The organism is Arthrobacter sp. DNA4, assembly GCF_024362385.1.
Taxonomy (GTDB): Bacteria; Actinomycetota; Actinomycetes; order Actinomycetales; family Micrococcaceae; genus Arthrobacter.
In genome coordinates, this window is the sequence record NZ_CP101466.1 from 93,339 (window position 1) to 118,481 (window position 25,143).

Consider the following 25,143-nt stretch of genomic DNA (forward strand, 5'->3'; position numbering starts at 1 on the left):
ATGGAAACCCTCAACGAACTGCTTGGCGGCTTTGCCACCGCCATGACCTGGCAAAACCTGCTGTTTGCCTTCCTCGGCTGCCTGCTCGGCACCATCATCGGCGTCCTGCCCGGCGTCGGACCCGTCGCGGGCGTGGCACTGCTCATCCCACTGACGCTCAACCTCGACCCCGCAGGGTCCATCATCATGCTGTGTGCCATCTTCTACGGCACCCAGTACGGCGGAACCATTACCAGTGTCCTGCTGAACACTCCCGGCGAAGCCTCCTCAGCCATCACCACTATCGACGGCTATGCCATGACAAAGATGGGGAGGGCCGGAGCGGCGCTGACGCTGGCCGCCGTCGGCTCCTTCATCGGCGGCACCATCGCCACCGCCGGCTTGGTCGCCGCTGCCAGGCCGCTCGGCGAGATGGGCCTGCTGGTCGGGCCGCCCGAATTCTTCGCGCTCATGGTGGTCGGCATCTCACTGCTGGTCGCATTGGCTGGAAAGTCCATGGTCAAGGCCCTGGTCTCCGGCGCCCTGGGCCTGCTGATCTCCATGGTGGGCATCGATCCCGTGGCTGGAGCGCCGCGCTTCACCTTTGGCATCGACAACCTGATGGACGGGGTCAGCTTCGTCGCCGTCATCGTCGGCGTCTTCGGGCTCTCCGAAATCCTCTCCTTCCGCCGGAACGAGCCCACCCCGGTGGTGCATGCCCCCGGTTTCCGGCAGCTGTTCCCATCCAGGACCGAATGGCGCCGCAGTGCACCCGCCATGGCCCGTGGCACGGGCGTCGGCTTCGGCCTGGGCCTCATTCCCGGCATGACCGGCTCCGTGTCCTCGCTCCTTTCCTACGCCACGGAGAAGAGGTTCTCCCGGTTCCGCCATGAACTCGGCAAGGGGGCCGTCGAAGGCGTCGCCGGTCCGGAGACCGCCAACAATGCCCACGCCAACGCTGCCCTCATCCCGCTGTTCACCCTTGGCATCCCCGCCTCGCCCACCATCGCCGTGCTGATGGGCGCGTTCCTGCAGCAGGGCCTCACCCCGGGACCCAGCCTGTTCACGGAACATTCGGAGATCGCCTGGGCCATCATCGCCAGCCTCTTCATCGGAAACGTCCTGCTGCTGCTGCTGAACGTCCCGCTCGTGGGCCTGTGGACCTCCATCCTCCGCGTGCCCACCCCGATCCTGACCGCAGTGATCCTCGTGTTCATGGTCATCGGGGCCTACACCATCAACTTCAGCGTCTTCGATGTCTACGTCATGATCGGCTTCGGCCTCCTTGGCCTGGCATTGCGGAACCTCGACATTCCGCTGGCCCCGATGGTGCTCACCCTGGTGCTGGGGCCGCTGATGGAACGCTCCCTGCGCGAATCCCTGGAAATATCCCAGGGCGACTTCACCGTCTTCACCAGCCGTCCCATCTCCGCCGTGCTGATCGGCCTTGGCCTGCTCATCATCTGCAGCCCCCTGCTCAAACTCCGCAAACCCAAGGCCCTCATGGAGGACCCGGAAGCCTGATTCCCCACCACAACCCACATTTCCCGCACCGCTTCAAAGGAGAAGAACCATGTCACGCAAGAAGATCTTCGCAGCCGTTGCAGCAGCGTCCCTGCTCGCCCTCACCGGCTGCGGCGCCAACGCCGGAGCCAGCAACTCCGCCGCAGCCGCCGGCGACTTCCCCAAGAAAGGCAAGTCAATCGACCTGATCGTCGCCTTCTCTTCGGGCGGCGCCGTGGACACCGCCGCCAGGCTCATCCAGCCGGTCCTCGAAAAGGAACTCGGCACCAACGTTGAGGTCATCAACAAGCCCGGTGCCGGCGGCCAGATCGGCTACACCGCCCTGACCAGCGCCAAGCCGGACGGCTACACCCTCGGCGCCACGGGATCCCCCTCGGTGGTGGTCTCACCCCTGGATCCGGCCCGCGGCGCGAAGTACACCAGGGACAGCTTCCAGCCACTGGGCCGGCAGGTGATCGACCCCACCGTCATCGCCGTCCAGCCGGACAGTCCCTACCAGACCCTGAAAGAGCTGCTGGAAGCGGTCAAGGCCAAGCCGAAGTCACTCACCGCCAGCACCACCGGCATCCAGACCGGCGAACACTTCGCCCTGGCCCAGATCCAAGAGAGCACCGGCTCGGAGTTCGCACCGGTCCACTTCTCGGAGGGGGCCTCGCAGGCCACCACCGCGTTCCTGGGTAAGCACGTAGACGTCCTGGTGGCCAACGTGAGCGACGTGAACGACCTCAGCAAGCAGGGCAAGGCGCGGGTGCTGGGCGTCATGTCCGGGGACCGCGCCCCCTCGCTGCCGGACATCCCCACGTTCAAGGAATCCGGCTACGACCTGACCGCCGGGACCGCCCGCGGCTACTCCGCTCCCGCAGGGCTCCCTGCTGACGTTGCCAAGAAGCTCGAAGCCGCCATCGAGAAGGCCATCGAGGACCCCGCCGTGGTGCAGAAGATGAAGGACCTGGGCCTGCAGACCAGCTACCTCAACGGCACCGACTACCAGAAGTTCTGGGCAGGCCAGGAAGACGACTTCAAGAAGGTCCTTCCGCTGGTCCAGAAAAAAGACTGACCCACAGCCCCTAAGGAACCGACCATGACAACTCCAGCCATTGACACCAGCGCCGACTTTGCCCGCCCCGACCAGGTGATCGTGGACCGGCTCGCCAAGCTGCCCGCTGCCAATATCGGTGACGCCATGGACCGGCTCGGCGTCGCGGACTCCGCCATCCAGGCCGTGTGGCCCGGTGCGAAGCTGGCCGGACCGGCGTTCACCGTATGGACCCGTCCCGGCGACAACAAGGGCATCCACGCTGCCCTGCAGCTGGCCCGTCCCGGAGACGTCATTGTGGTCGCCGGCGGCGCCGATGAAACCCGCGCCCTCCTTGGTGAACTGATCGGGGAGCGCGCCATCAACCTCGGCGTCGCGGGCTTCGCGCTGGACGGAGCAGCGCGCGACGCCGAGGCGCTGGGTGAGATCGGCATGCCGGTCTTCGCGCGGGCCACTTCGCCCGCCGGCCCCTACAAGGACGGCCCCTTCAGGCTGGGAACCGCCGTCGCCTTCGGCGGCGTCCCCGTCCTGCCAGGCGATGTCATTGTCGGTGACTCCGACGGCGTGGTGGTCGTCCCACGGGAGCAGGCCGCCGCCGTCGCCGAAGCCGCCGAAGCGGTGTTCGCGGACGAGTCCGGCCGCCGCCAGGCAATCGTCGCCGCCCGCAACTGAACCGCACCACCCCCACAACGTCCCAGAAGGAACAGAGCAAACCATGACAGCGTGCACCGTCATTGGCCTCGGCGAAGCCGGAGCCACCTATGCCGCAGCGCTCGCAGCTGCGGGCCACCAGGTCACCGGGTTCGATCCCGTGGCCCCCACCACCCCGGAGGGCGTGATTCGGGTGGCCACCGCGGCCGAAGCATGTACCGGGGCTGACATCGTCCTGGTGATGACCGGCGCTGCCGCGGCACGCAGCGTGGCGCAGGAGTGCCTGCCGGTCCTTGGCGCCGGCAGTGTCTATGCCGACTTCACATCCTCCTCCCCGGGCGTCATGCAGGAACTTGGACAGCTGCCCACCAAGGCCGGCTTTGCCGACGTCGCCATCCTTGGCCCGGTCTCCGCGCTGGGGGAAAAGACTCCGCTGATGGTGAGCGGTCCAGGCGCCCAGGCCGTTGCCGGCCTGCTGCGTCCCCTCGGCGTGCAGGTTGAAATCGCCGAGGGCGAGCCTGGATCGGCGATGGCCCACAAACTCCTGCGCAGCGTCCTCATGAAGGGCCTGGCATCCGTGGTGGTGGAAGCGGTCACGGCCGGTAAGGCAGCCGGCCTGGAGGACTGGATCCGGGGCCAGATCGCGAACCAGCTGGCAGGCGACGGCCAGGCTGTCATTGACAGGTTCCTCACCGGAACCGCCAAGCACGCCGTCCGCCGCTCCAAGGAAATGCAGGACACCGCCAGCTACCTCTCGGACCTCGGCGTCCCGGCCGAGATGACCACCGCCTCCGCCGCCGCCCTTGCCCGGATGACGCAGGACACGGAGCCGGCCTTGCGCTGACCGCGCAGCAGGGCACAATCAGGAACGGGAAATACGTGATTTCAACAGCAACCGGCATTCCGCCGTCAGGAGCAGCAGCATGATCGGCATCTGGGCACTGGGCGCCTACCTTGCCGTCATCCTGCTTTGGACGACTGCAATCAAGCGCAGCGTGGGGGAGGCCATGATCCTGGGCTTCCTGGTGGTCCTGCCGTTTACCGGGGCCGCCGCGGCGCAGGTTGGGTGGTCGGCCTTCTATTCGGCGGCGACCGACGAGATTGTCTACGCCACCATGGCATTCGTCTTCATGGGCTACCTGTTGGATAAGGGCGGCGTGCTGGATCGGCTGATCGACCTGCTGAACTCGCTGATCGGCGGAGTTAAGGGCGGTCCGGCCTGGGTCTCCACGGTAGCCTCCGCAGGCCTGGGCGGAGTGGTCCACAACCAGGCGGCCATCGCCGCGACGGTGGGCTCAGTGACCATTCCCTGGATGGAAAAGTCCAGGCTCGACAAGCCTGCTGCCGCAACCCTCGTGGCCGGGAACGCCGGCATGGGCATCACCTTTCCGTTCAGTGCCTCCATGTTCGTCCTGGTCGGTTCCGCCACGGTGGGGCCCCTGCTGGACATCAACGCCCTCGTCCTTCCCCTGCTGTTCGGCGGCCTGTGGTGTTTCCTGCACCGGCTCATCGTCACCTGGATGCTCATCAGGAAGAGCGGGATGGCGCCGCTCGACGCCGCCCACCGCCTGTCTGTCCGGGCCGCCTTCGGCCAGGGGTGGGCCACGCTCCTGCTGTTCGTCGTCGTCGCCATTCCCCTGGCCATCACCTCCGGGTTCCTCACCCCGGCGCTCTCGGACTGGACCGGCGGTGACGTCAGCAAGTCCGTCAGCGTCATCGTCTGGATCCCGGTGGTCCTCCTCATCACCGGTGCGCTGTTGGGCAGGAAGCAGCTGCCCCGCACCGGGCGCGACTGGGGAAACCTGCTGCAGGGCTCGGCTCCGCGGTTCGGCATCGTGGGCGTCACCGTGCTCTTCGCCTTCGCCGGAGCCAACGCTCTGGCCGCCACCGGCCTTCCCAAGCAAATGACCGCCCTGCTGAACGGGATGAACCTTCCCCTTTGGCTGCTCGCCATCCTGATCGGGCTGATCGTCATCGCTGTCGCGGCCCCGCTGTCCGCCACGGCCACCATGGCCGCCGTCGGAACGGTCGGCGTCGCCGCCCTCGTCGCGGCCGGTGTTCCGGCCACCACCGCGGCCGTGGCTGTCCTGGTGTTCTCCTCCTGCGAGGCCGCGGTCCCGCCCGGCGGGGCACCGCTCTATGTTGCCTGCGGCATCGCGGACGTCAACCCCATCAAGACCTTCGCCCGCCTGCTCACCCACTATGCGCTGCCCCTGCTGGTCATCGGCGTGCTGATCATCCTCGGCGTCCTGCCGATCTAAGGAACCACCATGAACACATCCCGCAGGATCACCGGAACCGTCTTCACCCTCACCCTCGCAGTCCTCCTCATCGGCGGCGTCCTGTTCGTGGCCGGGCAGGCCGCGGGCCTTGTGGCCGGGCAAAACGGCTGGCTCGAGTTCTTCAACAACGTCATCAAACCGCCCCTCTGCATTGCCGCATCGGCGTGCGCGGTGGCAGGCTTCCTGCTCAGCTACGGGCAGCCCCGGAAAGAGGCCGGGGAGAAACAGGAAGCAACCAGCCGATGACTGCCCACAAACCATTTCCCACCTTCGCGGAACTCCTGGCGAGGGAGGGCAACCTGGCGGGAACATCCTGGGGCCTCTTTCCGGCCCCGGACAGGGGTACACCGTCCTTCATCACCCCCGCGGCCGTCCTGGAAGCCAGGAACAGCATCCGGACCGGCACCGTGTTCGGGTTGGACTATCCCGCTGACGCCTTTGATCCGGGCATGTCGCTCAAACGCGGTGCGCCCCGGCACACCATGTACTCCTCCCATCCGGCCCACCGGGACGACTATCTGGACGGGTACTTCCTCCAGGGATCGACCCAGATTGACGGGCTCCGGCACCGCCGGGCCGATGACGTGGGGTTCTACAACGGCGTCCCGGACCACCGGATCACCGAAGGCACCCGGGACCTGGGGATCCAGGAATGGGCCGAACACCCCATCACTGGCCGGGGCATCCTGGTGGACCTCGACGGATTCCGGAACGGCCTGGGCCAGCCCATAGACCACGCAGCCGGGGAACCTTTGGGCCTTGACCTGCTCCATGCGGCCCTGGAGTCCCAGTCCCTGGCCACGCGTCCCGGCGACATCCTCATGCTCCACACCGGGTGGTGCGAATGGTTCCTCGCGCTGGATCCGGGGGAGAAGCAGCGGCTCCGTGAGAGCCGGAAGGCAACGGGCGTGGCGCAGTCGCAGGAGTTCGTGGCCTGGGCGTGGGACAGCCGGTTTGCCGTGATTGCCGCCGACAACTTTGCCTTCGAGTGCCTCCCCGCGGTCCCGGGAAGCCCCTACCGGGAGTCCGCGTTCAACGACCACGGCATGATGCACCAGCAGCTCCTGGCCAAGCTTGGCCTGCCCCTGGGCGAGCTGTGGCGGCTCGGCCCGCTGGCTCGGCACATGCGCAGCACGGGCAGGTGGGACGCGTTCATCACCATCAAGCCGCTGAACATCACCGGGGGCACGGGCTCCCCGGCCAACGCCACCGCCATCGTGTGAGCTGAGCCCGCCCCGCGTCACGCCGGGCATGCTTTCAGGCAACGCACGACGGCGGGATCCCGGGTTTCCGGGGCTTCCCCGCCTACGGTGGACCGAAAGCGTGCCGTGCGTGACGCCGTCGGCCGCCACAGCAGCCGGTTCCACTGGGCAGAAGCCATTCGTTGCCGCGTGGGCCGGTTGCCGGGCAGGCTGTGTGAATGACGAAGCTGCAGCCCGCCGCCAACCATTCAGGCCTCGACGCCGACGCTGTTGCCTCCGGGATCGAGCCGAACCCCGCCGGGGTCATCGCGCTGGAACCGGCGCTGGCCGGGATCTGGGAACTCACCGCGCCGTACTTGACGGTCCGGGACAACGACGCCCATACCCTGTACGCCTTCGGCCTGGCCCGCGCCCTGCTGGACGCCCACCCGGACGCGGACGCCGCCGTCGTGCTCCCCGCCATCCTGCTGCACGACATCGGCTGGTCACAGGTCCCGCCCGGCGACGTCCTGGCCGCCATTGCACCGGGCGGCGGCAGGCCGGACCTGGTGCTGCTGCACGAAAAGGAGGGGGCGCGCCTGGCCGCGGACATCCTCGCGGAGTGCCGTTATGACCGCACCAGGATCCCCGCCATTCTCAACATCATCGACGGCCACGATTCCCGGCGGGAGGCCCTCTCCATCGAGGACGCAATCGTCAAGGACGCGGACAAGACCTGGCGCCTCAGCCCGCACGGGATCGACACCGTCATGGACTGGTTCGGGCTGGACCGCGGACAGGCCCTGCGGCTCTGCTCCCAGCGCGTGCACGGCCACCTGTTCACCGCAGAGGCCCAGGCCATGGCGCGGGCACTGTCGGCACTGGAATCGGTCACCCTCTGGCCGCAGCGGCAACGCCTGCTTGGCTGAACTGGAAACCGGCGCGGCCCGGAGCCGTTCCCGCGCTTAGACTCTTTCCGGACGCTGCCGGCACCCTGGGCCCAGCGCCAGGAGCGAGGAGGCCCCCATGGCCGGCGGCAGCCGCGACCCCGGACGCACCGTGACGTCCAAAGTGCTGTCCATCCTGGAAGCCTTCGAGACCTCCCGCGGCGCCCTGAGCCTGACCGACATCGCGGACAAATCCGGGCTGCCGCTCAGCACCGCGCACCGCCTGGTGAACGAACTGACGGACTGGGGATTCCTGTCGCGGGAACCGAACGGCCGCTATCAGCTGGGCATCCGGCTGTGGGAGCTGGCGCAGAACACCGGCCGCCAGCTGCGCGATGCCGCCCACCCCTACATCCAGGACCTGTTCTCGCTGACCGGCGAGACGGCACATCTGGCCATCCGGGCCGGCAATGAAGTCCTGTACATCGACCGGGTCTACGGCTCCAAGCGGGTGCCCCGCGCATCCCGGGTGGGCGGCCGCCTTCCCATGTACGCCACCGCCGTCGGGAAAGTCATCCTGGCGTTCGAAGACGACTGGGTGCGCGACGCCTACCTGCACCGGGACCTGGAACGCGCCACCGCCCACACCCACATCGACCCGCAGAAATTCACCGCCGAGCTGGCGGACATCCACGCGCAGGGCTACGCCACCACCCTCGAGGAAGTGCGGCTTGGCTCATGCTCCATCGCGGTCCCGGTGTTCCATACAGGCCGGATTGGCGCCGCCATCGGCCTGGTGCTGCCCACCGCCCAGGCGTCCACCATGACCAGGTACCTTCCCGTCCTCAAGGGCATATCGGCCCAGATCGAAAAGGCCACAGCACGCATCCCCCTGGAGACACTGATCGGCGTCCACAAAGGACCTCGCGGCTGAGGCCATTCGTTTCCGTCCAGTGGAAGCCCGCGCTGTCCCTGCCCGGTGATGTGGACCACACTGGTCACTAAGAACCCCCCGCCGCCCTGAGGCGCCGGACGGAGCCAAAGTCACCAGGAGTCACCATGTCATCGTCGACAGAAACGGCTGGCCGCTGTCCTTTCGGGTACGGCGCCGAAGCCCCCGCCGGGCACCACGGCTACGAACCCTTCCAGATGAAGGATCCCTTCACCGCCTACGCAGAACTCCGGGCCGAGCAGCCCGTGATGTTCGATGAGCGTACCGGCCTCTACGTCGTCTCCCGCTACGACGACATCAAAGCCGTCTTCGAGGACTGGGAAACGTTCTCCAGCGAGAACGCACAGGCCCCGGTCCGGGAGCGGGGACCCGCCGCGAAAAAGATCATGGAGGACGGCGGGTTCACCGCCTACTCCGGCCTGTCCGCCCGCCGTCCGCCGGAGCACACCCGCATCCGCGCCGTGGTGCAGAAGGCCTTCACGCCCCGCCGGTACAAGGCCCTGGAACCGTTCATCCGGCAGAACGTGGTGGACCTGCTCGAAAAGATGCTTTCCCGTGAAGAGCGCCGCGGGGACCTGGTCAAGGACCTGGCCTACGACGTTCCCACGATCACCATCCTCACCCTGATCGGGGCCGACGTTTCCCAGGTGGACACGTTCAAGCGCTGGTCGGACTCCCGGGCCGCCATGACCTGGGGCGACCTCAGCGACGAACAGCAGATCCCGCATGCCCACAACCTGGTGGAGTACTGGCAGGAATGCCTGCGCCTGGTCCGGGTGGCCCACGAACAGGGCGGCGACAACCTCACCGCAGACCTGGTCAAGGCCCAGCAGGACGGCGCCGAGATCTCGGACCACGAGATTGCCTCGGTCCTGTACAGCCTGCTCTTCGCCGGCCACGAGACCACCACCACCCTCATCTCCAACGCCCTGCGCGAGCTCCTGGCGCGACCGGAGCAGTGGCAGCAGCTGGTGGACGATCCTAAGAAGATCCCCGCCGCGATCGACGAGGTCCTCCGCTACGCAGGCTCCATCGTCGGATGGCGCCGCAAGGCCCTGAAAGACACCGAGGTGGGCGGCGTTCCCATCGAGAAGGGCTCGCAGTTGCTGCTCCTGATGGGCTCGGCCAACCGCGATGAAACCAAGTTCACCGCCGGCGAGGACTTCGACATCACCCGGCCCAATGCCCGCGAGCACCTTTCCTTCGGATTTGGCATCCACTACTGCCTGGGCAACATGCTCGCCAAGCTCCAGGCAAAAATCGCGCTCGAGGAAGTGGCCCGGCTCGCCCCCAGGCTGCAGCTCGACGCCCCGGAGGACATCGCCTTCCGCGAAAACCTCTCCTTCCGTGTTCCCGAGACCGTTCCTGTCACCTGGAAGGCCTAAGCACCATGCACAGCAATGACTATGTCCAGTTCTTCGACGGCGGCATTGAGCCGAAGCTTGAAAACCTCGGCGGCAAGGGCGCGTCCCTGGTCACCATGACGTCCGCCGGCATGCCCGTTCCGCCCGGATTCGTCGTCACCACCGCGCAGTTCGATGCCTTCATGGACGAAGCCGGCATCACGGCGAAAATCCACGAACTGCTCGCCGGCCTCGACCCGGAGGACACGCGGCAGGTGGACCAGGTGTCCGCAGCCATCCGCGAGGACATTTGCTCCCGCCCGGTACCGGAGGCCCTGCGCAGTATGACCATTGCCGCTTATGAATCGCTGATGGCCCGCTTCGACGCCCCCGTCCCGGTGGCAGTGCGCTCCAGCGCCACCGCCGAGGACCTGCCGGACGCTTCCTTCGCTTACCAACAGGACACCTACCTTTGGCTGGATGGCGTCAAGGCAGTCACCGACCACATCCGCCAGTGCTGGGCGTCGCTCTACACCTCCCGCGCCATCATCTACCGGCTCAAGAACAGCATCCCCAACGAAGGCCTGTCGATGGCCGTAGTGGTGCAGAAGATGGTCAACTCCAAGGTCTCCGGCGTGGCCATCACCATGGACCCCACCAACGGCGACCGGTCCAAGATCACCATCGATTCCTCCTACGGCGTGGGCGAGATGGTGGTCTCCGGCCAGGTCACCCCGGACAACATCGTGCTGGACAAGGTGACCCTCGCCGTCGTCAGTGAGCACCTGGGCGACAAGCACGCCGAGCTGGTCCCGGACGCCGGTGCCAAAGGGCTGGTTGAACGCGAGGTCGACGACGAACGCCGGGGCCGCCGCAGCCTCACCGACGCCGAGCTCACCGCCGTCGCCCAGATGGCCAAGCGGGCCGAGAAGCACTACAAGTGCCCGCAAGACATTGAGTGGGCCCTCGACGCCGACCTCCCGGACGGCGAAAACCTGCTCCTCCTGCAGTCCCGGCCGGAAACGGTCCACTCCTCCAAGCCCGCACCGGTGACCGCGCCCCAACCGGTCGTCACGGGCGGCTACTTCAGCGGACTGAGCACCCCCGCGCTCAAGCCGACTGCCTGACCCCCATCCGAGGCTTCACCCCCACCAAGGCTCACCGCCGAGCCCTCCTGAAAGGACCGCCATGTCCATGAAGTCGTTCCCCAAGCCCTCCGAGCTGCCGGTTCCCGCCGGGGCCGAAGGCTGGGAAAAGATCTACCCCTACTACCTGGTGTTCCAGGACAAGCTCAAGGAGCAGGAGGACGCCAAGTTCTGGTTCTGCGACAGCCAGCACTGGCCCACCGTGTTCAAGCCCTTCGAGACCATCGGCGGCGAATTCGCGGTCAAGTGCCTGGGCCAGTACAACGCCCGGCACCTGATGATCCCCAACGCCAACGGCATCGAGTTCCGCATCCACCTGGGGTACCTCTACATGTCCCCCATTCCCGTCCCGGAGGATCAGATTGCCGCCCGTGTGCCGCTGTTCGAGCAGCGCGTCGGCCACTACTTCCAGAACTGGGAGCAGCTGCTCAAGGAATGGCACGTCAAGGTCAAGGGCACCATCGCCGAGATGGAGACCATTTCCTTCCCCAAGCTGCCGGACATGGTCCCCATGGAGGACATCACCTCCGGCAAGGGCAAGGACGGCTCCGAGAAGCTCCTGGAAAGCTACGACCGCCTCATCCAGCTGGCCTACCAGAACTGGCAGTACCACTTCGAGTTCCTGAACCTGGGCTACATCGCCTACCTGGACTTCTTCAACTTCTGCAAGCAGGTCTTCCCCAACATCCCGGACCAGTCGATCGCCAGCATGGTCCAGGGCGTGGACATGGAACTGTTCCGCCCCGATGACGAGCTCAAGCAGCTCGCCAAGCTTGCCGTCGAACTGGGCCTCCAGCCCCACTTTGGAAACACGGACGACGTCGAGGCTACTTTGGGTGCCATCGCCGCCGCCCCGGGCGGGGACCGCTGGCTGGCCCAGTACGAAGGTGCCAAGGACCCGTGGTTCAACTTCACCGTGGGCAACGGCTTCTACGGCCACGACAAGTACTGGAACGTGAACCAGGAAATCCCGCTGGGCTACATCGCCGACTACATCCGGCGCGTGGACGAGGGCCAGGAGATTATGCGTCCCGTCGAGGCCCTCATCGCCGAACGCGACCGCATCATCGAGGAATACCGTGACCTCCTTGAAGGCGAGAACCAGGCAGTCTTCGACGCCAAGCGCGGCCTCGCTGCCACCGCCTACCCCTACGTGGAGAACCACAACTTCTACATCGAACACTGGACCATGGGCGTCTTCTGGCGCAAGATCCGCGAACTCTCCCGCATGATGCATGCCGAGGGCTTCTGGACCCAGCCGGACGACCTGCTCTACCTGGGCCGCAACGAGGTCCGCGACGCCCTCTTCGACCTGGTCACCGGGTGGGGCGTGGGTGCCAAGCCCATCGGCCCCGACTACTGGCCCGAGGAGATCGAACGCCGCCGCGGCATCGTGGACGCCCTCAAGACCGCCCGCCCCGCGCCGGCCCTGAACACCCCGCCGGCATCCATCACCGAACCCTTCACCCGGATGCTCTGGGGCATCACCACCGAACAGGTCCAGCAGTGGCTGGGAGCCGGTGAAGAAGTGGAAGGCGGCGGACTGCGCGGCATGGCCGCCTCACCCGGCGTGGTGGAAGGCCTGGCCCGCGTGGTCACCGACGCCGACCAGCTCTCCGAGGTGCAGCAGGGCGAAATCCTGGTGGCCACGGTGACGGCTCCCTCCTGGGGTCCCATCTTCGGCAAGATCAGCGCCACGGTCACGGACATCGGCGGCATGATGAGCCACGCCGCGATCGTGTGCCGCGAATACGGCCTGCCTGCCGTCACCGGCACGGGCTCCGGATCCACCACCATCAAGACCGGCCAGCGGCTGCGTGTGGACGGCACCAAGGGCACGGTCCAGATCCTGGACGCCGAGGACGACCTCGTGGTTGCCGGACCCGGCGCCCACAGCCACAGCCATGTCTGAACGGGACATGCCCTCAGGCGAATATTCCGCTGAAGGCATGAACGAAAAGACGGTCCTTATCACCGGCGCCGCGGGCGGGCTGGGCAGGGCGTTCGCGCTCGGTTTTGCTTACCGTGGATACCGGGTGGCGGTGGCGGACATCAATCTCGAGGGTGCCGAACAGACCGCCAAGCTGGTCCGTGAAGCGGGCGCCCACGCCGCTGCCTTCGCCGCCGACGTGACCGACGTCGACTCCACGGAGCAGCTAGCCGCAAGCTGCGTGGAGTTCGGCAACGGCCGCATCGACGTCGTCCTCAACAACGCGGCGGTGTACGCGGGGGTGACCCGCAGCCGCTTCGAGGACATCAATCCGGCCGAATGGGACCTGGTGATGAACGTCAACCTCAAGGGACCCTGGCTGGTGACCCGTGCCGCGAGCCCCTACCTGGGGGAAGGCGGACCCGTCATCAACCTTTCCAGCGCCACGATCTTCAGCGGCTCCGAGCAATGGGCGCACTACGTCGCCTCCAAGGGCGGCGTGGTGGCACTCACCCGGGTCATGGCCAAGGAACTGGGTCGGCGGGGGATCACGGTGAACGCGATCGCCCCCGGCTTCACGCTCACCGAGGCCAGCTACGGACTGATGGAAAATGCCGAGAACTACGGCGTGGACCGCGGCGCCATCAAACGCGCCAGCCAGCCCGAGGACATTGTGGGCGCCGCCCTGTTCCTCGCCGGGCCTGACAGCTCTTACTACACCGGCCAGACCATGGTGGTGGACGGCGGTAAGCAGTTCATCTGACCGGCCACCCCCGCCCCCATCCAACCAACTTCAAGCAAGGAGGACCACAATGCCAACGGTTCACTTCACCGACGCAGAAGGCACCGTCCGGGACGTCGAAGGCAATGCAGGCGATTCGGTCATGGAAACCGCGGTGCGCAACGGCGTCCCCGGCATCGTGGCCGAGTGCGGCGGTTCGCTGTCCTGCGCCACCTGCCACGTCTTCGTCCGCGAGGACTGCGCCTCGCAGCTGCCCGCCATGGAGGACATGGAGGATGAAATGCTCTATGGCACTGCCGTGGACCGTGAGGACAACTCCAGGCTGTCCTGCCAGCTCCGCCTGACGGAGGAGCTGGAACTCTTCGTCACCACCCCCGAAACCCAGGTGTAGCCATGGGAACGCAGGCAGTAGAGCGGGAAGCCGGAACGGCCACGGTTCCCACCAGGACCGGGCTCCTGATCATCGGCGCCAGCCAGTCCGGCGTGCAGTTGGCGGTATCGCTCCGGGCGCTGGGCTTCGACGAACACATCACCCTGCTGGGGGACGAGGACCACCGCCCGTACCAGCGGCCGGCGCTGTCCAAGGAGTTCCTGCAGGGCACCGTGGAAAGCGAATCCCTCATCTTCCGGTCCAACGACTACTGGGCCGAGCACAACGTGGACCTGGTCAAGGGCGAATACATCGTCCGGATCGACAAGGACGCGGACGGTTCCGGGGTGGCGCATGCGTCCTCGGGCCGGGAGTTCCCGTTCAAGCGGCTGGCCCTCACCGTCGGCGCCCGTGCCCGGAAGCTGGAGATCGAGGGCAGAGGCCTGGACGGCGTGCTCTACCTCCGCAATGCCCACGACGCCCTGGCACTGAAGGCAAGAGTGGGCGACGCCACGGATGTGGTGGTGATCGGCGGCGGGTTCATCGGCCTGGAGGCCGCGTCCAGCCTGCAGAAGATGGGTAAAAATGTCACCGTGCTCGAGTTCGGGCCGCGGCTGGTGGGCAGGGCCGTAGGGGAGGAGACCGCCGAATACTTCCTGCAGGCCCACCGGTCCCGCGGCCTGGATATCCGCCTCAACACCAGTGCGGCGCGCTTCACCGCTGACGACGGCGGCACCCGGGTTGCCGCCGTCGAACTCCAGGACGGGACGGTACTGCCGGCGCAGATCGTCCTGATCGGCATCGGCGTCATTCCCAACACGCAGCTGGCAGAACAGCTGGGCCTGGCCGTGGACAACGGCGTGGTGGTGGACCGGTTCGCGCTGGCCTCCGACGGCACCACGGTGGCCGTGGGGGACGTCGCCAACATGCCCAACCCCGTTCCCGGCTCCGAGCCCGGGAAACGGATCCGGCTGGAAAGCGTCAACAACGCCATCGAGCACGCCAAGGTGGCCGCCTATTCGCTGACCGGACGGCGCGAGGAATACGCCGGCATCCCGTGGTTCTGGTCCAACCAGGCGGACCTCAAGCTGCAGATCGCCGGCCTGTGCAACGGCTACGACCAAACCGTGGTCCGGAACGACCAGGAACGCGGAAAATTCAGCGTCCTCTACTACCGCCAGGGCCGCATCATCGCCGCGGACTGCGTCAACGCACCACTCGACTTCATGGCCGTCAAGAACGCGCTCGCCAAGGGCCTCAACATTCCCGCCGAAGCGGCGGCAGACCCCGGCACCCAACTCAAGACCATCACCACGGACGGCTAGCCGCGAGGCCGGTCAACCCGAAGGAGCATTATGAGCACCCCCAAGACGCCGTTTGCCCCGGCGGAGCCCGGCACCGCCGCCGGCAGCGCCCCCGGCACCGCACCGGACACGGGCGACGCCCTGGCCGATGCCTTTGCCGCTGAGTACAGCGTCCGGCCCATTCCCGCCCCGGGACCCGTGGATACCACCCCCATCACGGGCACCCCAGCGGCCCTGGACTCGCTCGACGCGCTCTGGAAAGCAGTGGTCCACGAAACCAGGACCCGCGGCAACGACATCCACCTGCCCATCTCCCTTGCCTTCGCCGAACGGCTGTGCCGGGCCTACCCGGACGCGGACGCCGAACTGGTCCGGGTGGCAACGCTGCTGCACGACACCGGCTGGGCCCACGTGGATGAGTCCCGGATCCTCTCGGAAGGGTTCACGGGGGACTGGCGCAAGGCCACCATCCGCTATGAGCACGAGAAGCAGGGCTGCGACGTGGCCCGACGGGTCCTCCCCGGACTGGGCTACGCCCCCGGCTTCGTGGACCAGGTCTGTGCGATCATCGACGGCCACGACACCCGGCCCGTGGCCCGCTCACTGGAGGACGCGCTGATGCGTGACGCCGACAGGCTGTGGCGGTTCGACCACGCCGGCATCGCCCTGGCCTCATCCTGGTTCGGGATGGACCCCGCCACCTACACGGACCGGCTGGCCGCCGAAATCATCCCGGAACTCATCACTGAGGCTGCCCTGGAGATGGCCACCGCGGACCTCTGCCGGTCCAACGCCCTGCTGAAGACGGCGGTGATCCGATGACCTCCGCCACGCACGACGCACCCGCCCTGGCCACACGGTCCGGCCTTGCCCTGCCGCACACCCACGTGGACACCATCTACTACGACGGCGCCTGGCAGCGTTCCCGGGGCATCGGCCGCAACCCGGTCACCGACCCCGCCACCGGCGAAATCTGGGGCTCGGTCCCGGACGGCACCCCGGACGACGTGGACGCCGCCGTCGGATCCGCCCACAAGGCGTTCGCTGGCGAATGGCCCCGGCTGGCACCGTCCGGGCGGGCCGCCTACCTGCTCCGGATCGCCGACGAAGTGGAGAAACGCGCTGACGAACTCTCCCTGACCAACTCGCGGGAGAACGGATCCCCGGTGGCCGAATCGTCCGGTGCCGCCGCCAACGCCGCCGGGATCCTCCGCTACTTCGCCACCCTGGCCGGTTACCTGGAACAGGAGGACGTCCGGCCCTTCCCCCGCGGCGGCGGCGAATCAGTGGTGCGGCGCGATCCCCTGGGCGTCTGCGCCCTGATCGCCCCGTGGAACTTCCCCATCAACCTGGTGATGATCAAGCTGGCGCGGCGCTGCTGGTACTGCACCGTGGTGATCAAACCGGCGTCCCCCACCCCGCTGTCCATCCGGGTGATCATCGACGCCATTGCCGCAGCAGGCGTCCCGGCCGGCGTCGTCAACCTGGTCACCGGCTCCGGCCGCCTGGGTGACGTGCTGGTCAAGCACCCCGGAGTGGCCAAGGTGGCGTTCACGGGTTCGACGCCGGTGGGCCGCAAGATCGCCGCGGCCTGCGGCGGGCTGCTGCGCCCGGTCACGCTGGAACTGGGCGGCAAGTCCAGCGCCATCGTCCTGCCGGACGCGGATTTGGACGCCATGTCCCGGGTGCTGATCAAGTCCTCCATGCGCAACACCGGGCAGACCTGCTACATCTCGACCCGCATTCTGGCCCCGGCCAGCCGCTACGACGAAGTGGTGGACATGGTTACTGCCACAATTGCCGCCGGGAAACAGGGTGATCCGTTGGATCCCGAGACGGTGTTTGGCCCCTGCGCCACCGAATCGCAGTACCGGACCGTCATGGAGTACGTTGAGTCCGGGCTGGCTGAAGGCGCCCGCGCCACCACTGGAGGGCGCGCTGCGTCGCTGACCGGAGGGTTGGAGAACGGCTACTTTGTGGAGCCCACGGTGTTCGCCGACGTCACCCCGGACATGCGGATCGCCCGCGAAGAGATCTTCGGGCCGGTGATCACCATCCTCAAATACAACGACGCCGGCGGCAGTGTCGAGGAGGCAGTGGCGCTGGCGAACAACACTGAATTCGGCCTGGGCGGCCTGGTGTTCGGCCGGGACGAGGACGCCGCGCTCGCCGTGGCGGACCGCATGGACACGGGCTCGGTGGGACTGAACTTCTTCGCCTCCAACCACTCCGCCCCGTTCGGCGGCCGGCATGACTCCGGGCTGGGCACCGAGTACGGGATCGAGGGCCTCAACGCCTACCTGAGCTACAAGTCGATCCACCGGAAAAGGTAGGGCGCGGCAGGCGTCGCGCCAAGCATGCTTTCAGGCAGCGCACGACGGCGGAAGCCAGGATTTCCGGGGCTTCCCCGCCCAAGGTGGGCCGAAAGCGTGCCGTGCGTGACGCCGTCGTCCGTCTTGCGTCTTGCAGGGCTGGGCCTGCTACGGCAGGCGGGACGGACGGAGGACGCTCGCCTCGCCTGCCTGCGCAGGGTCCAGCGGCACCGGGCTGACCAGCACGGCAGGACCCTGGTGCAAAAATCCACTGGAGACGGCCCGGCAGCGGATGCCGCCACGGCCGCGCATGGCCGGATGGGCGCCGGGGGCGAGCATTTCGTTCATCCAGGCGCAGGGCTGGGCGTGCCGGCCCCCGTGCAGGGTCACCGAGGAGTCGCCGGATTCCAACACGAAGTCCTGCCCCAGCAACGGCACCAGCTGGGCTCCGCGCAGCACCAGGTTCCGGCGGGTCAGCAGCGGATCGAACGGCGCCGTGCCCAACTCGGCGGCGATGGCCTCGAGGGACTCCACGGCGAACAGGGTTACCGCAGCGTCCATGTGCGCGGCCCTGCCGAAGAAACGGTCGCCCACGATGCCCTTGCTTACCACCACCTCAGCCTGCGGAGCATCGGTGGTGGGGACGTCGGCTGCGCCGTCGCGGGCACGGCCAAAGTACGCGTGCGCGGGGGATACCAGCAGGTGCAGGATCTCGACGTCGTACCGGAACTTTTCGGGCATACGGCCAAGCGTAGGCCAGCCCGGCATTGAAATCCTGCCGCCGGATGGAAGGATCAGGAACCATGGAGACCACACCCGCCGGCCAAGCCAGCGCGCCGCCCAGGAAACGGACGGCCCTTTTCTGGGCATCGGCAGGGTGCGCTGCCGCCCTGACCGGGGTTGCGCTGTGGATGCTGGCAGGGAACCCCGCCGTCCTGGGCGGCCACCCGCTGCTGCCGGGCATCCTCCTGGCAGCGGCTGCCGCCGGTGCCGGCTGGGCAGCTCTGCTCTGGCGCCGCCGCGATGTCCCCCGGCCCCGCTCCCGCGTCCGGGCCGTCGCGGCGTGGGCCGGCAGGGTTGCCGTCCTGGCGCTCGCCGCCGGGCTGGCCTGGCTCAGCCCCTTCGCCTACCAGCCGGGCCCGACGGCGGAGGCCGGGCCGGCGTCGGACCTCACCGTCACCGAAACCAGCACCGCCATCACCATGTCCCCCGAGGCAGCCAACACCACCAAGGGACTGGTCTTCTACCCGGGCGCACGCGTGGACGCCCGGGCCTACCAGGACATCCTGGGCCCCGTGGTGGGCGCCGGGTACCGGGTGGTCATCCTGAAGGAGCCGCTCGGGCTGAGCCTGCTGGACGGCAACCAGGCCCGCAGCGCCATCGAGGACAACCCGGACATCACCACGTGGGCGGTGGGCGGCCACTCCCTGGGCGGGGTGTCCGCATCGTCATTCGCCCTGGCGAACACCGACATCAAAGGCCTGGTCCTGTACGCCTCCTACCCGGTGGAATCGCTGCGGGGACGGCCCGGCCTCTCCGTCCTGTCCGTCTCCGGGACCAAGGACGGTCTCAGCACGCCGGACAAGATCCAGGCCTCCCGGGAACTCCTGCCCCCGGACACGGAGTTCGCCGCGGTCCAGGGCGGAGTGCACGCGTTCTTCGGTGACTACGGTGCACAACCGGGCGACGGCGAGCCCGGCATCAGCCGCAGCGCCGCCCAGCAGCAGGTCGCCGCCGCCACCGTCAGCTTCCTGGGTCAGCTGCCGGGCGGACGCTAAGCAGGGTCCAGCGGCTTCAGGCCCCGACGTACGCCGCCAGATGCTGGCCGGTGAGCGTCGCCCGGCTTACCACCAGGTCAGCCGGGGTGCCCTCGAAGACGATCCTGCCGCCGTCGTGCCCTGCTCCCGGGCCGATGTCGATAATCCAGTCACCGTGCGCCATCACCGCCTGATGGTGCTCAATGACGATCACGGACTTTCCGGAATCAACCAGCCGGTCCAGCAGCCCCAGCAGCTGTTCGACGTCCGCCAGGTGCAGCCCCACCGTGGGCTCGTCCAGGATGTAGACGTCCCCGGCCTCCGCCATCTGGGTGGCCAGCTTGAGCCGCTGGCGCTCGCCGCCGGACAGGGTGGTTAGCGGCTGGCCCAAAGAAATGTAGCCCAGGCCCACGTCCGCCAGGCGTTCCAGGACCTTGTGCGCGGCGGGTGTTTTGGCCTCGCCGTCGGCAAAATACGCCAGCGCCGCGTCCACGGACATGTCCAGGACGTCCGCAATGTTCTGGCCGCCCAGAGTGTATTCGAGGACGGCGGGCTGGAAACGGCGCCCCTCGCAGTCCTCGCAGGTGGACTCGACCGTGGCCATGACGCCCAGCTCGGTGAAGATCACGCCGGCGCCGTTGCAGGTGGGGCAGGCACCCTCTGAGTTGGAGCTGAAGAGCGCCGGCTTGACGCCGTTGGCCTTGGCGAACGCCTTGCGGATGGGCTCCAGCAGCCCCGTGTAGGTGGCCGGATTGCTCCGCCGGGACCCCTTGATGGCGCCCTGGTCGATCACGACCACCCCTTCGCGCTTTGCCAGCGAGCCGTGGATCAGGGAGCTCTTGCCGGACCCGGCTACGCCCGTCACCACGCAGAGCACGCCGAGCGGCACATCGACGTCGACGTCCTGCAGATTGTTGGTCGAGGCGGCGCGGACCTCGAGCGCGCCGGCGGCCTTCCGGAAGGAGTCCTTCAGGCGGGCGCGGTCGTCCAGGTGCCGGCCGGTAATGGTGCCGCTGGAACGCAGCCCGTCCACATTGCCCTCGTAGACAATCTCGCCGCCGCCGGTACCGGCCTTGGGACCGAGGTCGACGACGTGGTCGGCGATGGCGATCATCTCCGGCTTGTGCTCCACCACCAGGACCGTGTTGCCTTTGTCGCGCAGCTGCAGCAGGAGCGTGTTCATCCGCTCGATGTCGTGCGGGTGCAGGCCGATGCTCGGTTCATCGAAAACGTAGGTGACATCGGTGAGGGAGGAGCCCAGGTGCCGGATCATCTTGGTCCGCTGCGCTTCACCGCCGGATAGGGTGCCCGCCGGGCGGTCCAGCGACAGGTAGCCCAGGCCGATCTCGGCGAACGAATCCAGCAGGTCCCGCAGCCCGGCGAGCAGCGGCCGGACGGAGGGCTCGTCGAGCCCGCGGATCCACTGGGCCAGGTCGCTGATCTGCATGGTGCACAGGTCCGCGATGTTCTTGCCGTTGATCCGGGAGTTGAGCACCTCCGGGGTCAGGCGGGTCCCGCCGCAGTCCGGGCAGGTGGCGAACGTGACGGCGCGCTCCACGAACCGCTTCACGTGCGGCTGCATCGCCTCCACGTCCTTGGAGAGCATGGACTTCTGGATCTTGGGGATGACCCCTTCGAACGTGAGGTTGACGCCTTCCACCTTGATTTTGGTGGGCTCGGCGTACAGCATCGTGTCCAGCTGCTTCGCCGTGAACTTGGCGATCGGTTTGTCCATGGGCAGGCCCATGCCCTCGAACAGGCGGCCGTACCAGCCATCCATGGAGTAGCCGGGAACGGTCAGCGCGCCTTCGGACAGGGACTTCGACTCGTCGTAGAGGGCGGTCCGGTCGATGTCGCTGATGTTCCCCATGCCCTCGCAGCGCGGGCACATGCCGCCCAGATAGGTCACCTGGCGCACCACGTTCTTCTCCACCCGGCCGCCTTTCTCGGTGCTCATGATGCCGCTGGCCTTGCGGGTGGGCACGTTGAAGGAGAAGGCCGTGGGCGGGCCGACGTAGGGCTTGCCCAGCCTGCTGAACAGGATCCGCAGCATGGCGTTGGCGTCGGTGGCCGTGCCTACGGTGGAGCGCGGGTTGGCGCCCATCCGCTCCTGGTCCACGATGATCGCCGTGGTCAGGCCCTCCAACCGGTCCACGTCCGGCCGGGCCAGGCTGGGCATGAACCCCTGGACAAAGGCGCTGTAGGTTTCGTTGATCATCCGCTGCGACTCGGCGGCGATGGTGGCGAACACCAGCGAGCTCTTGCCGGAGCCGGAAACACCCGTAAACGCGGTCAGCCGGCGCTTGGGCAGCTCCAGGCTCACGTCCTTCAGGTTGTTCTCCCGGGCGCCCTGGACCCGGATCAGGTCGTGGCTGTCGGCAACGTGCGCCGCCTGCCTGGTTTCCATGTCTGCTTCCGTGCTCAAGGTGTCCCCCTCTTCCTGGAGCGGCGCCGAAGCGGAGCTGCGCTGGCAGCCCCGTTCCGGCGTCGTCCGGTATATACGTGTCTGTTTATATGCCTAGGGCTGCTGGTTGATGCGGACCGTGTTGCCGGCGGGGTCGCGGAAGGCGCAGTCGCGGATGCCGTAGGGCTGGTCGATGGGTTCCTGCACGACGTCGGCCCCGGTTGCCTCCACCTTGGCGAACGCGGCGTCCACGTCGGGGGAGGAGAGGACGATGGTGGCGTAGGTGCCTTTGGCCATCATCTCGGTGATGGTGCGGCGCTCGTCCTCGGTGATGCCCGGGTCCACGGCCGGCGGGTGAAGGACGATGGAAACGTCCTTCTGGTAAGCGGGGCCCACGGTGATCCACCGCATGCTGCCGCGGCCTACGTCGTTGCGGATTTCGAAGCCCAGGGCGTCGCGGTAGAACGCCAGGGACGCATCGGGATCGGTGGCGGGAAGGAAGGTTGAGGAAATGTTGATGTCCATGGCAGTCATGCTAGTGACGGCTCACGGGCCGGCGCTTCTCGATTCCTGACCGGTCTGGTGACCTGTTTCGCCACGCAGGCCGGGATTCCCGCCGTCGACTCCGCTGCCTCCTGTTTGTAGACGCTCGGCGGCATGCCCACCAGTTCGCTGAAGCGGGTGCTGAAGGTGCCCAGCGAGGAACAGCCGACGGCGAAGCACACCTCGGTGACGCTGAGGTCGCCCTTGCGGAGCAGCGCCATGGCCCGTTCGATTCGGCGGGTCATGAGGTAGCTATAAGGGGATTCGCCGTAGGCCAGCCTGAAGCGGCGGCTGAAATGGCCGGTCGACATGTGGACGTCCCGGGCGAGGGATTCGACGTCCAGCGGCTGCGCATATTCGCGGTCCATCCGGTCCTTGACACGCCTCAGCTGGGTGAGTTCGCGGAGGTAGGGATCGGAGGCAGGACTGCTGGTCACAGCTTCGATCGTGCTACGCCGCGCGGGCCTTGTCCAGACGTGGGGAGTATCACGTATCGGCAGTAATTTGGGCGTCCGCGCGCGGGATATGATTATGCCGCCGGTCAGCGTAAGAGGTCCTCGCCCGAACAGGGCTCGAGTCAACGCAGAGCTGGATGATGCAGGTTCCCACGGAACGGCATCCGGCGAAACCAACCTTGAACCACCTCTTGAGCCCTGCCCTGATACTGCGCAGGTACCACCTTGGAAGGACGCCATGGAACTGCTGTGGGAAATTGCCGGCTGGGCAGGCGCGGTTGCGATTCTCAGTGCTTACCTGTCTGTTTCCATGGGGTGGCTGAAGGCCGGGAAGGGCTTCCAGACCGCCAATCTGTTCGGTTCGGTCGCCTTCATCATCAACGGAACGCTGCACGGCGCCTGGCCGTCAGTGGTTACCAATATTGCCTGGTTCCTGATCTCTGCCGTGGCGCTGGTCCGCATGCGTTCGGAGGAAGCGGCCGCCGAGCCGGTTGAAGCCGCGTATGTCCAGTATCCGGGTGTTCCGGACTCCACCGGCCAGTTGGCCGTCGTCGAGGCATTCACTGACGCCCTGCCCGTAGTCAGTTCCGCGCCCGTCCTGTCGGACGGGCCCCGGCTGGCCGTCTAGGCCAATGACGGCGGTCCCGGCGGTTACAGCAGGGGATGGCTCTGGCTCTCCGGATCTCCGGCGCGAACGGTGGCGCGGTCAACGATGTCCTGCGCAACAGCGTAGACCTTGCGGTTTGTGTCCTGGCTCAGTTGGTTGATGAGCCCGTAGGCCTGGTCGGCGGTGACTCCGGTGCGGCCCATCAGGACGCCCTTGGCTTGTTCGATGACCGCCCGGTTGAGGGCCGACGCCGCCACCGCCTCGGTGGCAAGCTGGTGCCGGTCCGTATGGATTGACGTGGTGAGGTCCACCACCACGCCCCAGACGCCGATCGGGGTGTCTCCGTCCATGATGTAGTCAGCAGAGTAAAGCAGCTTGTGCTGGCGGTCCTTGCGGTCCCGGATGGACAGGTAGAGGGATGACGGTCCGCCATGGGTGGACACATGGTCCCAGTATGCCTGGACCCTTGGCCGGTCTTCGGGCTCGACGTGGGGAAGAACCATCTCCATGGTCGGGACCACCTCGCCCCGTTCGTACCCGTACATCCGGTACAGCCCGTCTGACCAGCGGAAGACGCCGTCCGCGAAGTAGTACTCGACGAATCCGGTGGGGCAGTTGAGGAAATCGGTGGGCGGGACTTTCCCCTGTATGGAGTCTGGGTGTGCACTGTTGGGAATCACTGAAGGGCCGTTCGACGTGCTGTAGCCCGGCTCCCCTGCGCCCAGGCCTGAAAACACCAGAATATAGCAGCGGGCCCGCGGCTGGGCCCGCAGGCCCGGGCGGCTTAAACAGGGCCGGGCGAACAGCGGACTTAGTGCGGAGACTCCTCGGCGGAGGCGGTGCCCAGATTGGCAATGGCCTGCCGTACCGCGGCCAGGTCCTGGTCGCCCAGGCCCTGCGCCACCAGTTCCGCGTACAGGTCGACGCCAGCGGAAGCCATGGGTGTAGCGGTGCGGGCATTGGCGGCGCTTTCCAGCACGAAGGACAGGTCCTTGTGCATGAACTTCGCCGGTCCCGTCGGCGTGTAATCCTTTGCCGCGAGCCGGGGGCCCACCAGATCCAGCACCCTGCTGGCAGCGAGGCCGCCAGCCAGGACCTCGAAGAGGGCACTGACGTCCAGGCCGGAGCGTTCCGCAAGCTCGGCAGCTTCGGCGAGTGCCGCCGTCGTGGTTCCCACGATCAGCTGGTTGCATGCCTTGGCCAGCGAGCCGGCACCCAGGTCCCCCAGCCGGCGGACGGAGGTCCCCATTGCTTCCAAAGCCGGGAGGGCCCGGTTGAAGTCTTCCGGGGATCCGCTTACCATGATGGCCAGGATCCCCCGTTGCGCTCCGTCCGTTCCGCCGCTGACCGGGGCATCGAGCACTGAGGCGTTCCCGCCGCTGGCATCCGCAACAGCGAGCCCGAAGGCCCGCACCGCGACCGGGGACACGCTGCTCATCACCACAACGAGTGTCCCGGCTGCGGGCGGTTCCGCCCGCCACGCTTCCAGGAGCCCCGCCGCAGCGTCCTCGATGAAGGGGAGGTCGGGGAGCATGAAGATGATGACGGGCTCGTCCCGAAGGTCCGCAACGTGGCTGGCGCCGGTCCCGCCCAGCGACTCGAGGTCGCGGACCGCGGCGGGGGAGCGGTTCCAGCCCGTGACCTGCCACCCTGCCGTGAGCAGGTTGGCGGCCATCGGTGCCCCCATCAGCCCCAGCCCGACGAACCCCGCGCGCTTGGGTGCGGGATCCGCCGGGCCG

General features: G+C 67.4%; 25 protein-coding genes. 19 read left to right on the forward strand and 6 right to left on the reverse strand.

The window, feature by feature from the left end; genetic code table 11:
* From NMQ03_RS00475 to NMQ03_RS00555, 17 genes are all read left to right on the forward strand, one after another.
* The gene (locus NMQ03_RS00475; protein WP_255173908.1) at window positions 1-1,503 is read left to right on the forward strand and encodes a tripartite tricarboxylate transporter permease; all 1,503 of its coding nucleotides are present in this window, start codon (window positions 1-3) and stop codon (window positions 1,501-1,503) included.
* 49 nt (window positions 1,504-1,552) lie between these two features.
* A complete protein-coding gene (locus NMQ03_RS00480; protein ID WP_255173909.1) occupies window positions 1,553-2,560 on the forward strand; it encodes a tripartite tricarboxylate transporter substrate binding protein in 1,008 nt (335 codons plus the stop codon).
* A 24-nt stretch (window positions 2,561-2,584) separates the two neighbouring features.
* Window positions 2,585-3,211, forward strand: a complete 627-nt coding sequence (locus NMQ03_RS00485; protein WP_255173910.1) for a methyltransferase — start codon at window positions 2,585-2,587, stop codon at window positions 3,209-3,211.
* A 43-nt stretch (window positions 3,212-3,254) separates the two neighbouring features.
* The gene (locus NMQ03_RS00490) at window positions 3,255-4,034 is read left to right on the forward strand and encodes an NAD(P)-dependent oxidoreductase (protein ID WP_255173911.1); all 780 of its coding nucleotides are present in this window, start codon (window positions 3,255-3,257) and stop codon (window positions 4,032-4,034) included.
* A 79-nt stretch (window positions 4,035-4,113) separates the two neighbouring features.
* Window positions 4,114-5,451, forward strand: a complete 1,338-nt coding sequence (locus tag NMQ03_RS00495) for a TRAP transporter large permease subunit (protein WP_255173912.1) — start codon at window positions 4,114-4,116, stop codon at window positions 5,449-5,451.
* Between the two features lie 9 nt (window positions 5,452-5,460).
* A complete protein-coding gene (locus NMQ03_RS00500) occupies window positions 5,461-5,718 on the forward strand; it encodes a hypothetical protein (protein ID WP_255173913.1) in 258 nt (85 codons plus the stop codon).
* Entirely contained in the window at window positions 5,715-6,695 is a 981-nt protein-coding gene (locus NMQ03_RS00505) for a cyclase family protein (RefSeq protein WP_255173914.1), read from the forward strand. The genes NMQ03_RS00500 and NMQ03_RS00505 overlap by 4 nt, the downstream gene beginning before the upstream one ends.
* Before the next feature lie 197 nt (window positions 6,696-6,892).
* The gene (locus tag NMQ03_RS00510; protein ID WP_255173915.1) at window positions 6,893-7,582 is read left to right on the forward strand and encodes an HD domain-containing protein; all 690 of its coding nucleotides are present in this window, start codon (window positions 6,893-6,895) and stop codon (window positions 7,580-7,582) included.
* A 97-nt stretch (window positions 7,583-7,679) separates the two neighbouring features.
* On the forward strand, window positions 7,680-8,474 hold the full coding sequence (locus NMQ03_RS00515) for an IclR family transcriptional regulator (RefSeq protein ID WP_255173916.1): 795 nt from the start codon (window positions 7,680-7,682) through the stop codon (window positions 8,472-8,474).
* A 125-nt stretch (window positions 8,475-8,599) separates the two neighbouring features.
* On the forward strand, window positions 8,600-9,877 hold the full coding sequence (locus NMQ03_RS00520) for a cytochrome P450 (RefSeq protein WP_255173917.1): 1,278 nt from the start codon (window positions 8,600-8,602) through the stop codon (window positions 9,875-9,877).
* Between the two features lie 5 nt (window positions 9,878-9,882).
* Complete coding sequence (locus NMQ03_RS00525; protein ID WP_255173918.1) at window positions 9,883-10,962, forward strand: PEP/pyruvate-binding domain-containing protein; 1,080 nt, start codon at window positions 9,883-9,885, stop codon at window positions 10,960-10,962.
* Window positions 10,963-11,029: 67 nt separating this feature from the next.
* Complete coding sequence (locus NMQ03_RS00530; RefSeq protein WP_255173919.1) at window positions 11,030-12,892, forward strand: PEP-utilizing enzyme; 1,863 nt, start codon at window positions 11,030-11,032, stop codon at window positions 12,890-12,892.
* 37 nt (window positions 12,893-12,929) lie between these two features.
* Window positions 12,930-13,673, forward strand: a complete 744-nt coding sequence (locus NMQ03_RS00535) for an SDR family NAD(P)-dependent oxidoreductase (RefSeq protein ID WP_255173920.1) — start codon at window positions 12,930-12,932, stop codon at window positions 13,671-13,673.
* Between the two features lie 49 nt (window positions 13,674-13,722).
* A complete protein-coding gene (locus tag NMQ03_RS00540; protein WP_110542213.1) occupies window positions 13,723-14,043 on the forward strand; it encodes a 2Fe-2S iron-sulfur cluster-binding protein in 321 nt (106 codons plus the stop codon).
* Window positions 14,044-14,045: 2 nt separating this feature from the next.
* Window positions 14,046-15,347, forward strand: a complete 1,302-nt coding sequence (locus NMQ03_RS00545) for an NAD(P)/FAD-dependent oxidoreductase (RefSeq protein WP_255173921.1) — start codon at window positions 14,046-14,048, stop codon at window positions 15,345-15,347.
* A gap of 30 nt (window positions 15,348-15,377) precedes the next feature.
* Window positions 15,378-16,148 carry an HD domain-containing protein gene (locus NMQ03_RS00550; RefSeq protein ID WP_255173922.1) on the forward strand — a complete coding sequence of 257 codons (771 nt, stop codon included), beginning with the start codon at window positions 15,378-15,380 and terminating at the stop codon, window positions 16,146-16,148.
* Window positions 16,145-17,659, forward strand: a complete 1,515-nt coding sequence (locus tag NMQ03_RS00555; RefSeq protein ID WP_255173923.1) for an aldehyde dehydrogenase family protein — start codon at window positions 16,145-16,147, stop codon at window positions 17,657-17,659. The genes NMQ03_RS00550 and NMQ03_RS00555 overlap by 4 nt, the downstream gene beginning before the upstream one ends.
* 147 nt (window positions 17,660-17,806) lie before the next feature.
* Here the strand turns inward: NMQ03_RS00555 and NMQ03_RS00560 are convergent, their stop codons facing one another.
* Window positions 17,807-18,379 (reverse strand): MOSC domain-containing protein, encoded by a 573-nt coding sequence (locus NMQ03_RS00560; RefSeq protein WP_255173924.1) that lies wholly within the window; start codon window positions 18,377-18,379, stop codon window positions 17,807-17,809.
* A 62-nt stretch (window positions 18,380-18,441) separates the two neighbouring features.
* Here NMQ03_RS00560 and NMQ03_RS00565 point away from each other — a divergent pair, with 62 nt between their 5' ends.
* Window positions 18,442-19,416 (forward strand): alpha/beta hydrolase, encoded by a 975-nt coding sequence (locus NMQ03_RS00565; protein ID WP_255173925.1) that lies wholly within the window; start codon window positions 18,442-18,444, stop codon window positions 19,414-19,416.
* 16 nt (window positions 19,417-19,432) lie between these two features.
* On the opposite strand, the gene NMQ03_RS00570 is transcribed toward NMQ03_RS00565, so the two are convergent.
* From NMQ03_RS00570 to NMQ03_RS00580, 3 genes are all read right to left on the reverse strand, one after another.
* Entirely contained in the window at window positions 19,433-21,802 is a 2,370-nt protein-coding gene (locus NMQ03_RS00570; RefSeq protein ID WP_255175701.1) for an excinuclease ABC subunit UvrA, read from the reverse strand.
* A gap of 111 nt (window positions 21,803-21,913) precedes the next feature.
* A complete protein-coding gene (locus NMQ03_RS00575; protein WP_255173926.1) occupies window positions 21,914-22,333 on the reverse strand; it encodes a VOC family protein in 420 nt (139 codons plus the stop codon).
* Window positions 22,330-22,779 (reverse strand): helix-turn-helix transcriptional regulator, encoded by a 450-nt coding sequence (locus tag NMQ03_RS00580; protein ID WP_255173927.1) that lies wholly within the window; start codon window positions 22,777-22,779, stop codon window positions 22,330-22,332. The genes NMQ03_RS00575 and NMQ03_RS00580 overlap by 4 nt, the downstream gene beginning before the upstream one ends.
* A gap of 256 nt (window positions 22,780-23,035) precedes the next feature.
* On the opposite strand from NMQ03_RS00580, the gene NMQ03_RS00585 reads away from it, so the two are divergent.
* A complete protein-coding gene (locus NMQ03_RS00585; protein ID WP_255173928.1) occupies window positions 23,036-23,425 on the forward strand; it encodes a YgjV family protein in 390 nt (129 codons plus the stop codon).
* Between the two features lie 23 nt (window positions 23,426-23,448).
* Here NMQ03_RS00585 and NMQ03_RS00590 read toward each other — a convergent pair whose 3' ends face one another.
* A complete protein-coding gene (locus NMQ03_RS00590; protein ID WP_255173929.1) occupies window positions 23,449-24,141 on the reverse strand; it encodes a PAS and ANTAR domain-containing protein in 693 nt (230 codons plus the stop codon).
* 74 nt (window positions 24,142-24,215) lie between these two features.
* A complete protein-coding gene (locus NMQ03_RS00595; protein WP_255175702.1) occupies window positions 24,216-25,091 on the reverse strand; it encodes an NAD(P)-dependent oxidoreductase in 876 nt (291 codons plus the stop codon).
* Between the last annotated feature and the right edge of the window lie 52 nt (window positions 25,092-25,143).